This is a genomic window from Pseudomonas sp. HMSC066A08, from assembly GCF_001813025.1.
GTDB classification, from domain to species: domain Bacteria; phylum Pseudomonadota; class Gammaproteobacteria; order Pseudomonadales; family Pseudomonadaceae; genus Pseudomonas; species Pseudomonas aeruginosa.
Map to the genome: position 1 here is coordinate 40,392 of NZ_KV811332.1, position 7,532 is coordinate 47,923.

Genomic DNA, 7,532 nt, shown 5'->3' on the forward strand with positions numbered 1-7,532 from the left:
CTCTCCTCATGGTGCGGATTGCCCGGCCGCGGACGCCGGAGCGGCGGACGGACGGGACGAAGACGGGGAGTCCAGGCGGCCGAGGCCGAAGCTGCGCAGGTCGATGGTCGGCGCGCCGGCGCCGGCGATGCGGTGGTCGATGAGCAGCAGGTTGGCCTTGCCCAGGCCGAGCCCGAGCTGGCGGTAGTAGGCCTCCAGCAGGAAAGCCTGGCCGGCGTCGGCATAGCCTTCCCGCTCGGCAGCGAAACGCCGGTCGGCGGCCTCCGCGGCGGCCAGGGTCTCGCGGGCCTGCGCGCTGGCCCGGTCGTGCGCCACGCTGGCCTGTAGTTGCGCCTCGTTGCGTTGCGCGGCGGCCTGCCCGCGCTCGCGGGCGATCAGCGCCTGGGCGGTGATCTGCGCGGCCTGCACCGCGTGGTAGGCGTTCGCCGCACCGGCCGGCGGATGGATCGCCTCGACCGCCGCGCCCAGTACCTCGACGCCGCTGCCGAGGCGGTCGAGATCGGCCTGCACGGCCTGGCCGATCTGCCCGGCCAGGCCCGCGCGCTGCTCGCCGAGGACCTCGTCGAGGGTCCGCGAGGCGAAGGCATGCACCAGTACGCGGCTGGCGGTGCTGCGCACCAGCGTCGGCAGGTCGGCGCTGCGGTAGGTCGCCGCCAGCGCCGCCGCGTCGTCGAGAGCGATGCGGTAGACGATGCGCACGTCCATGTTGACGATCTGGAAGCTCTGCCGGCGGTCGGCCAGGCTGGCGATGACCTGCGATTTCTCGCTGACGTGGGAGGCGTCCCACAAGCGGTTGGCGCTATCCGGGGCCGGACCTTCGGCGGGCGCGAGCGGCTCGGCTCCGCCGTCGCCGGCGGCGACGCTGGTGGCCAGCTCGTGGACCACCCCGTTCTCCACCGCCAACACCCGCCCCAGCGGCCAGGGCAGCCCCAGGTGCAGGCCGGGGCCGAGCACCGCGACCGGCTTGCCGAAACGCTCGTAGACACCCCGTGCATCCATGCCGATCTCGCGTACGCCGCTAAGCAGCCAGCCGGTCAGCGACACCACCGCCAGCACCGGCAGGAACGCCCGCCGCATGAAACCGAAGGCCCAGACCTGGCGCAGGTCGATGCCGAAGCGCTGGTGCAACTCATGCTGCAGACGCTGCAGGGGACGCGGCGGCCAGCGCAACAGGTCGGCCAGCAGGCTGGTGGCGACCAGCCGCGGTTCGAGGCCGGCACGCTGCGGCGCGAACATCGCCAGGATCGCCCGGCCCAGCAACTCCAGCGCCAGCACCGCCGGCCACAGGCCGAGCAGTACCGCCAGGCGCGGGGCCCAGGGGTGTCCCTGGCGAGCCAGGAACAGACAGAGGGCGGCCAGCACCAGGGTACCGATCAACGCCCGCGCCAGTTGTCCGAGGGCCGGGGCTTCCGGCCACTGCGCCGGCCCTTGGCTGGCGAAGCGACGTTCCAGCACCAGCACCGCGAAGGCCAGCAGCAGACAGATACCGATGGCGAGATCGGCCGCTTGCCCGGAACTGGCCGGCGGCAGGTCGAGACGCCAGCCGGCGGCTACCAGGCACAACGCCAGCGCCGCGCTCGCCGCCAGCCACAGCGCAGCGTGCCCGAGCTGGGCCAGGCCGTGGGCGATGGCCTGGCCCAGGCGTTCCAGCAGCCTTTCATAGGCGCTGTCGGCGGTGGCGTCGGGTTCGTCCCGCTGCCAGCGCAGCCAGGCAGGCCGCGCGCTGGCCTCTGCGCCGAGGACCACGCAACGCCAGGCCGCGACCCGATAGGCCGCGTGCAGACCGGCGAACAGAACCAGCCAGGCCGCACCGAGGTTGTACAACAGCGGCGGCCAGAGCGAGTCGGCGGCGAACAGGCCGATGAAGAACCCCAGCACGGCACAGGCGGCGGCCAATGCGACGCTGGCCGCTGCCCATCGCCACAGCTGCTGCAACTGCCGGGGCGCCTGCTGGAAACGCGGCAGCGATTCGGCGGCGACGCCCTCGGCGTCCAGGTCGACTCTCATCTTCACTCCAGGCAAAACTCGAAGGTGCCGGCCAGGCCGGCGCAAACGCCCGCAACTTTATAACAATGCGCGTTAAGAAGTTGTCATGATTTGAAAAACAGTCTGCATCCCAAGGCTCTTGACTGGAAGACGAGAGTCCGGGTGCAGCACCCCGGGCGACACCTAACCAATCGAAAGGTTCTAAGCAGCCGGGAAAAACCACCGGACATCCGTGCAAACGACCATTCGTCGGCAATTTTCATTCAAATCGGATTTCTTATAACCAATCCGCATAGGTCTACCGGAGCCCTCACCTCCCCCGCAAAGGCACGCCATTCCGGGCCTCGACGCGTAGCCGGCAGGCCTTTTCGCATAGCCTGACGGTTTTATAACAGCGACAGAGCGTCAATAATCCGACCATCGACTGTGATAGCGTCAAAAAAGAATCATATCGATCCTTTGTAGCGTTATCCGGTGCCATGCAGTCCTTATCGAACAACCGCCGGGGCCTCGCCAAGCCCCGGTTCGAGCCACGCATTGCGTGGTCGCAGCAAACGTTTGTGCGGATTACCCCAGGAGGCTCGCCCATGACCGAATCGACCGCCGGGGCCGGAGTCCATGGAGCAGCCTCCGGACAGGCTGGCGAAAGCCCTGCCGCGCGCATGGAACGATCGCCGGTGACGGATCGTCGATGAGCCGGGGGAAGCCATGCGAAGCCTGATCGGGATGACGTTCCTGAACTCCTCCGTAGGCCAGCGCCGGCTGCGCCAGAACGGTATCGTGCTGCGCCTGGGACCGGTAGTCGCGGATCGCCGGCGCGCGACCCTGCCGCACCGGCAAGGCCGTTGCCTCGATCGTCAGGACCTGGAAACCCTGTTGCTATGGCTACAGCGGCACTTCCTCTGCGTTCCCCTGGAACACCTGCTCGAAGGCCCCGCTCCAGCCTGCCTGCGGATCGCCCTGAGCGTCGACGGCAACCCTGCGGAACTGGCCGAGCTGGTCTACCCGCTGCTGGAACGCTACGAAATGCCGGCGAGCGCCTTCATCGGCGGTGACCCGCGCAGTTGGCGCGAAGCGGTGGCCGAGACGCTCTGGCAGGCCGATGCGACTGCCGCCGGACCGTTGCTGGAACTGCTGGAGGGTTACAGCGGCGCGGCACTCATGGGGGTGTTCGAACGCACCGGCGGCGACCAGCGTCGCAGCCGCAGCCTCGACCTCCTCCTGCGCAAGCTGGAACGCCTCGACCCGGCCTCGCAGCAGGCCTTGCACGCGGCCTGCCCGGTTCCCGCACCGTACAACGCTGGCGACTGGGAGCGGGTCCGCCGCCTGGAAAACAGCGGCCTGCTTCGCTTCGGCCTGCGCGGACAGGAGCCGCCCCCATCGGCAGGCCTTTGCGCCGAGGACTGTCTCGGCCGCGCCCACCGCCAGCTCCAGCAGCAGTGCGTCGCCCCCCTGCCGGTGTTCTGCCAACCTCGCGCCACGCCCGCCGCGCAACCCGGCCTGCGCGCCGCCCTCGGTCGGCTTGGCTACCGCTTCGCCTTCGGCGCGCGCAATGGCCTGGTGGATACCCGTTGCGACCCGCTGGACCTGCCACGCATCGAGGTGGATGCGGCGATCGCCGCCCGTCCCGGCCGGCTGGCCTGGCGCATCTATCGTGGAGCCCGCCCATGAGCATGGCTTCCAGCCCGTTCCCAAGGAGGCGCGACAGGCAGTCGCCCTCCGCCGGAAGACCGCCCGAACCACGGGAAGCGAACGCGCCGTCGCCCGCCACGCCGCAGCGACGCCGCTCTCAGGGATATGGCCAGCCCAGTTGGCCAGGTATCAGCAAGGATCGTCCCATGACTGCAGACACCCCTACCTCTGTCGCTACCATCAACCACCTGCTGCTCGGCGCGCCCTACACCAGCCCGCTGGTGATCCCCGGCGACTGGCTGGTCGACGAGCTGGAAGGCGCCGTGGAAGTCGGCGGCTTCACCGACGGCCTGTTCCGCTGGCCGACACGCAAGCGCAGCGGCCGCCCTTCGCCGATCCTCTGCGGCGACCTGCTGCGCGCGGTACGTACCGAATGCGCCGAGTCGGTGCAGTTCTGGTGGGGTTTCAGTCCGAGCCTGGTGGGGCGCTGGCGCCGCGCCCTCGGCGTGACCCGACGCAACAATCCCGGCGACCAGGCGGTGGCGCGCGCCCGCGCCGCCCTCGCCCGCTCGCTGGACCGCAAGGCGCCGCCGAAGGTACCAGCCGCCTGGTCCAGCGAAGAAGTCGAGTTCATCCGCCGCCACGGCAGCAAGCGCAGCCTGGCCTGGTGCGCCTACATGCTCGGCCGCAGCTACCAGAGTGTCGCCAGCAAGGCCGAGGAGCTTTCCCCGCACAGCGGGCGCGACCGCAACAATGCGATCTGGAGCAAGTCCGAGGAAGACCTGTTGCGCCAGCACTACCAGCAGCGCGGCTCGCTATGGTGCGCGCAGCAGACCGGCAAGACCCGCGCAGCGGTATTCCACCGGGCCAAGAAGCTGGGCCTGCAACGCCAGCGGCCGAAACACCCGTGAGGCCGGTCGCCGCCCTCTCCCGCCGAGGCGAGAGAGGGCCAGGGCTCAACCGCGGTAGTAGCGCTGCGCCACGAAGGGCATCTTGCTGACCACCAGGGTCACCGGCTTGCCGCGCACCATCGCCGTCACCTCGCTGCCCAGGCCGGCCAGTTCGCTCGGCAGGTAGCCCATGGCCAGCGGCGCGTTGAGACTCGGACCGAAACCGCCGCTGCTGACCTTGCCGATCGCCCGCCCCTGGGCATCGACGATCTCGGCGCCCTCGCGCACCGGCATCCGCCCCTGCGGCAGGAAACCGACGCGCTTGCTGGCAACGCCCTGCGCCTGCTGGGCAAAGATCCGCTCGGCGCCGGGGAAGCCGCCGGCGCGCACGCCGTCGGCGCGGCGCGCCTTGGAAATGGCCCAGCCGAGGCTGGCTTCGACCGGCGTGGTGGCGCTGTCCATGTCGTGGCCGTAGAGGCACAGGCCGGCTTCCAGGCGCAGCGAGTCGCGCGCGCCGAGGCCGATCGGCGCCACTTCCGGCTCGGCCAGCAGGCGCCGCGCCAGGGCCTCCGCATGGGCGGCGGGCACGGAGATCTCGTAGCCGTCTTCACCGGTATAGCCGGAGCGGCTGACGTAGCAGTCCTGGCCGAGCAGCTCGACGCGGGCGAACTGCATGAAGGTCATCTGCGCCACCTGCGGCGCCAGGCGCTCCAGCACCCGCGCCGCCGCCGGTCCCTGGAGAGCGAGCAAGGCACGCTCCTCGAACAGCGGCTCGACGCTGCAACGGCCCTCCAGGTGACGACGCAGGTGCGCCAGGTCCTGGTGCTTGCAGGCGGCGTTGACCACCAGCAGCAGGCAATCGCCAAGGTTGGCCACCATCAGGTCGTCGAGGATCCCGCCCTGCTCGTCGGTGAACAACGCGTAGCGCTGCTGGCCCACCGGCAGGTCGAGGATGTCCACCGGCACCAGGCTTTCCAGGGCCAGCGCCGCATCGGCGCCCACCAGGCGGATCTGGCCCATGTGCGAGACGTCGAACAGACCGGCCTGCTCGCGGGTGTGCAGGTGCTCCTTGAGCACCCCGGCCGGGTACTGTACCGGCATGTCGTAGCCGGCGAAGGGCACCATCTTCGCCCCCAGTTCCAGGTGCAGGGCGTGCAGGGGCGTCTTGGCGAGGGTTTCTGCGGTCATGTTTCACTCCATGGCATCCCGGCCTCCTTTCTGCCGGAGAGCCGCGATCGATTGTCGGGAAAGAAAAAAGAAGCGCCGGCGCAGCGGCGCGGTTCAGCATTCGATGATGTTCACGGCGAGGCCGCCGCGCGCGGTTTCCTTGTATTTGCTTTTCATGTCGGCGCCGGTCTGGCGCATGGTACGGATGACCTTGTCGAGAGAGATGAAATGCTGGCCGTCGCCGCGCAGGGCCATGCGCGCCGCATTGATCGCCTTCACCGAAGCCATCGCGTTGCGTTCGATGCAAGGCACCTGGACCAGCCCGCCGACCGGGTCGCAGGTCAGCCCGAGGTTGTGCTCCATGCCGATTTCGGCGGCGTTCTCGACCTGCTGCACGCTACCGCCGAGCACTTCGCAGAGCGCCCCGGCGGCCATCGAGCAGGCCACCCCGACCTCGCCCTGGCAACCGACCTCGGCGCCCGAGATCGAGGCGTTTTCCTTGTAGAGGATGCCGATCGCCGCCGCGGTGAGCAGGAAGCGCACCACGCCGTCGTCGTCGGCCCCGGGGATGAAGCGCGCGTAGTAATGCAGAACCGCCGGAATGATCCCCGCCGCGCCGTTGGTCGGCGCGGTCACCACGCGGCCGCCGCTGGCGTTCTCCTCGTTCACCGCCAGGGCGTAGAGGTTGACCCAGTCGAGCACACTGAGAGCGTCGCGCAGACCGGCCTCCGGCCGCTGGCACAACTGGCGGTGGAGCGCCGCCGCACGGCGCCTGACCTTCAGTCCGCCGGGCATGATGCCCTCGTTGCGGCAGCCGGCCTCGACGCAGTCCTGCATCACCTGCCAGATACGCAGCAGGCCGGTACGGGTTTCCTCGGCGGGGCGCCAGGCCTTCTCGTTCTCGGCCATCAACTGGCTGATCGACAGGCCTTCGCGGGCGCAATGGTCGAGCAGTTGCCGTGCGGTCTTGAAGGGAAACGCCAGCGGCGTGCGGTCCTCGACGATGCGGTCGAGGCCGGCGGCCTCGTCGTCGACCACGAAACCGCCGCCCACCGAGTAGTACTCGCGGCTGCGGACCTGCAGGCCGGCAGCGTCGAAGGCACGGAAGATCATGCCGTTGGGATGGTAGGCCAGCGGCTTGCGGATCAGCGCCAGGTGTTCCTTCTCGACGAAGCGGATCGGCCGCTCGCCGAGCAGGCGCAGCTCGCCGCTGGAACGGATGGCATCGAGCCGGGCGGGAATCGCGGCGGTATCCACCGTGTCCGGCTGCTCGCCCTCCAGGCCGAGCAGTACCGCCTTGTCGCTGCCGTGGCCCTTGCCGGTGGCGCCGAGCGAGCCGTACAGCTCGACCTTGACGCTGGCAGTGGCCTCCAGCAACCCTTCGCGCCTCAGCCCCTCGGCGAAGCGCGCGGCGGCACGCATCGGCCCCACGGTATGGGAGCTGGACGGCCCGATGCCGATCTTGAACAGATCGAAGACACTCAGGGACATGCTCGTCTCCGCTTGCGGATTGGCCGCCACCACGGCGGCGTTCCTGTTCAATCAGCGTAGACCGGGAAGTGCCGGCAGAATTCGCCGACCTGGCCCCTGACCCGTTCGCCGACCTCGGGATTGTCGATATCGTCGAGGATGTCGCAGATCCAGCCAGCCAGTTCTCGGCACTCGCCCTCGCGGAAACCGCGAGTGGTCACCGCCGGGGTGCCGATGCGGATGCCGGAGGTGACGAACGGGCTCTGCGGATCGTTCGGCACGGCGTTCTTGTTCACCGTGATGTGCGCCGCCCCGAGCGCCGCGTCGGCGGCCTTGCCGGTCAGCCCCTGCTTCACCAGGCTGATCAGCATCAGGTGGTTGTCGGTG

General features: G+C 69.5%; 5 protein-coding genes and 1 pseudogene. 2 read left to right on the plus strand and 4 right to left on the minus strand.

Annotated elements, in window-relative coordinates:
* Window positions 1–6: 6 nt before the first annotated feature.
* Window positions 7–2,007 (minus strand): protease modulator HflK, encoded by a 2,001-nt coding sequence (gene hflK, locus HMPREF2886_RS22845; protein ID WP_070748439.1) that lies wholly within the window; start codon window positions 2,005–2,007, stop codon window positions 7–9.
* Between the two features lie 687 nt (window positions 2,008–2,694).
* Here hflK and HMPREF2886_RS22850 point away from each other — a divergent pair.
* Both HMPREF2886_RS22850 and HMPREF2886_RS22855 read left to right on the plus strand, forming a co-directional pair.
* Entirely contained in the window at window positions 2,695–3,657 is a 963-nt protein-coding gene (locus HMPREF2886_RS22850) for a polysaccharide deacetylase family protein (RefSeq protein ID WP_039028018.1), read from the plus strand.
* Complete coding sequence (locus HMPREF2886_RS22855; RefSeq protein ID WP_039028017.1) at window positions 3,654–4,529, plus strand: hypothetical protein; 876 nt, start codon at window positions 3,654–3,656, stop codon at window positions 4,527–4,529. The genes HMPREF2886_RS22850 and HMPREF2886_RS22855 overlap by 4 nt, the downstream gene beginning before the upstream one ends.
* Window positions 4,530–4,574: 45 nt before the next feature.
* On the opposite strand, the gene gcvT is transcribed toward HMPREF2886_RS22855, so the two are convergent.
* From gcvT to glyA, 3 genes and pseudogenes are all read right to left on the minus strand, one after another.
* Entirely contained in the window at window positions 4,575–5,696 is a 1,122-nt protein-coding gene (gene gcvT, locus HMPREF2886_RS22860; protein WP_033978276.1) for a glycine cleavage system aminomethyltransferase GcvT, read from the minus strand.
* A 93-nt stretch (window positions 5,697–5,789) separates the two neighbouring features.
* Window positions 5,790–7,166, minus strand: coding sequence for an L-serine ammonia-lyase (locus HMPREF2886_RS22865; protein ID WP_012614114.1), 1,377 nt, complete (start codon window positions 7,164–7,166; stop codon window positions 5,790–5,792).
* Between the two features lie 47 nt (window positions 7,167–7,213).
* Window positions 7,214–7,532, minus strand: a pseudogene (glyA, locus tag HMPREF2886_RS22870) (serine hydroxymethyltransferase); the annotation flags it as partial.

Excerpts from the sequence above, each read along its gene's own strand:
- hflK (WP_070748439.1), bottom strand. The coding sequence starts at position 2,007 with ATGAGAGTCGACCTGGACGCCGAGGGCGTCGCCGCCGAATCGCTGCCG.
- HMPREF2886_RS22850 (WP_039028018.1), top strand. The coding sequence starts at position 2,695 with ATGCGAAGCCTGATCGGGATGACGTTCCTGAACTCCTCCGTAGGCCAG.
- HMPREF2886_RS22855 (WP_039028017.1), top strand. The coding sequence starts at position 3,654 with ATGAGCATGGCTTCCAGCCCGTTCCCAAGGAGGCGCGACAGGCAGTCG.
- gcvT (WP_033978276.1), bottom strand. The coding sequence starts at position 5,696 with ATGACCGCAGAAACCCTCGCCAAGACGCCCCTGCACGCCCTGCACCTG.
- HMPREF2886_RS22865 (WP_012614114.1), bottom strand. The coding sequence starts at position 7,166 with ATGTCCCTGAGTGTCTTCGATCTGTTCAAGATCGGCATCGGGCCGTCC.